The following is a 2708-nucleotide window of genomic DNA, read 5'->3' on the forward strand; positions in this document are numbered from 1 at the left end:
TTAAGTTACAACTAAAAAAACAACCTCTTTAAAATCACTTCTAAAGAGGTTGGTTTTTATGATTATTTTGAAAAGTTTGTTTTTTTGAAGTGTTGTGCAACAGCTACTGCTGTTAACCGCTGCTACTTATTTAATTTTTGTTCAATTTTATTTGAAGATTGTTTTAATCTATTATGAAGAAGATTGTTTAGTTGTCTATATTTGCAATCTATTAAAAGCCAATACTAATGAATAGAAGAGAAAGAAGAAAAAGAATCTTTAATCCTGTACCTCAAGGAGAAGTAATAGTTGATGCGGATTCTTGGCACGAGAATTGCTCTTCCAATAATGTAAGACACCATACCACGTTTGCAGAGACGTTTCAGATAGAATTTTGGTATGATAAACATTATTGGGATAGATTGCACCAAGGTGATGATGATGGTGAAAGAGTAGGTATAGAATTTGAATTTGTTGAACCATTAGTTATTAAGTCATATAAATATCTATTATACTATTCTTTAAAACATAAAGATTTATTATTTGTTAATCATCCGCCACCTAAAGAAAGAAATAGAACTTTAAGAGTTGTATTAAGACAAGCATTTAATGATAAAGCGACATTAAACGTAGTAGTTGAATATCACTTTATTAGTTTAAACAAAGTTGAAGCAACTATTGTAACAGCAATGAGTAAAGATGATTTTTATTTAGGTGATAATCAATATGCGATAGAGTTTGATGGTGATGATTCTACTCTTTATAGATATGTTAATTTTAAAGTAGTTGAAGTTGATAGTTATAATGCAGAAGAGTAAGAAACTTATATAGATAGATAAAACTTATTTAGATATGCAATACTATAAGATAATAATATAGATAAAATGGTAGATGATTATACTCTTGTATGTACATTTGTATAATTAAATACGATAACAACCCTTCGGGACGTTATATATAAAGAGATAGGGTTAAAATCTGGACAGCCTGAAGAAGGTAGGGTTTAAATCTGGTCAGTCTCAATAATAAGGAGCCTCATAGAAATATGAGGTTTTTTTATTTTAGGTGATTAATTAATATATACTTAGATTCATTTTTTGCTTTAAATATGTTTAAGCGTCATTTTTTTAGGTAGTTGCGGTTAACGTCTCGGCGCTTGGCGAGGTTGGGGATTTGGGAAGCCTTAATTTTCGGTTAAAGACTGAACTTTGCAAGTACAAAACCAACTTTAAATTAAGCCTAAAACCCCAATCTTGCCAAACGCCTGTTGTAGGCAGTGCTTAATTTAAGCTAGTTGGATATTCTTCGGCTATAAGGTCTTCAATTGTTTTAATTTCTTCTGTAGAATTCATTTTTTCTAATAAAGCTAATGTTTCTCTATATTGCATTGCTTCTGGTAAAATTGTAAATTCAGCTTCAAATCCTAATTCGTCTATTTTTTTCTCAATTTCTTCTAAACTAACATTGAAAAATTCTTTTCTGTAGTTTAACATATTTACTTTTTTATTCGAAAATGCTTTATGAAGTTCATTTTCTAAAGTTCTCGCTTCGTCTGAATAAATCATAGCGTGAACATCAAATTGAAATGGAACAGAAGCATCTCCAAGTTCTTTAACCCTATCAATTGGTTCAAGTCTTCTTGTCATACCTATTTTGTATACGTTTTCACCAAACGAACCAATATTAGAAATTATATAAACGTGTCCACGTTTTGTTTGTTGAGCCATTGACATTGCACGTTCTTTCTTTTCTTGTGCTAATAATAATTCTTGTTCAAGAATTAGAATTTTAGAATTAAGTTCTTCTTGTAATTCGCCTGTCGCTTTTTCAACTTCTTTTCTTGCTTTGAGCAAAGCTTTTTGATAAGTTTCCTCTTCTTTTTCCGCTTGTTTTTGAGCTTGCTCAAATTCGCGTCTTGCTTTTTCTTCTTCTCGCAATTCTTCTTGAATAGCTCGCATTTCTTCTTTCTCTTCTTGGCGTTTTACTTGGAACTCATATTCAAGAGTGATTTCTTTTATTTTTAATTCAAGATATTCATACGATATTACAACCGCACTTCCTTCTCCAAGTTTATTTAAAGTTTCATAAGATTTATGAATACGTTCTTTCATTTGATTGACGTTATTCCATTTCACTTTTCCAATTTGAGCATTACATTCACCATTAAAAGCACGAAGAATTAATTTAATGAACTTTTTTGTCGAAGCTTTACCTTTTGCAAGACTTCCATCGATTGTCCAATTTGTGTTGCAAGTTGCGGCAGTTTCTAATTGAATCATTGATTTTTGCTTTTCAATAATTCTATTTTGTTCAGCTCGATAATCTTCTGATTTCTCAAAATCGTAAACAGGTTCATAAATACCAAATTCTATTAAATCTAATTTTGATTCATATAAACTGACATCTTTTCGAAGTCGAGTATAAGTTTCGAGCGAAGTTTGATAATTTAGTTTTAATTCGTCAAAATCTTTTTGTATATAATTTATTGATTGTTTTTTGTTATCAATAGTTGAATTTAATTCAATTTCTTTGTCTGAAATAACTTTATTAAGCTCTTTTTCTTTTTCTGAAATTTCATTGGTTTTGTTTTGAATTAGTAATTCTAATTCATTTTTTTTATTTTCAATAGTTGAATTTAATTCAATTTCTTTGTCTGAAATAACTTTATTAAGCTCTTTTTCTTTGTCTGAAATTTCATTGGTTTTGTTTTGAATTAGTAATTCTAATTC

Annotated in this window: 2 protein-coding genes; one reads left to right on the forward strand and one right to left on the reverse strand. The window is 29.2% G+C overall.

Annotated features, from left to right (window positions below; translation table 11 throughout):
• Positions 1-227 precede the first annotated feature (227 nt).
• Complete coding sequence (locus ACIQ2X_RS15555; RefSeq protein WP_396179885.1) at positions 228-797, forward strand: hypothetical protein; 570 nt, start codon at positions 228-230, stop codon at positions 795-797.
• Positions 798-1259: 462 nt separating this feature from the next.
• Here ACIQ2X_RS15555 and ACIQ2X_RS15560 read toward each other — a convergent pair.
• On the reverse strand, positions 1260-2708 hold a 1449-nt coding region (locus ACIQ2X_RS15560), incomplete at its 5' end, for a DUF4041 domain-containing protein (protein ID WP_396179886.1).

Source organism: Flavobacterium sp. (genome assembly GCF_044368625.1).
GTDB lineage: Bacteria > Bacteroidota > Bacteroidia > Flavobacteriales > Flavobacteriaceae > Flavobacterium.

Bases quoted from the DNA above. Each gene is read 5' to 3' on its own strand.
- ACIQ2X_RS15555 (WP_396179885.1), top strand. From the start codon at position 228: ATGAATAGAAGAGAAAGAAGAAAAAGAATCTTTAATCCTGTACCTCAA.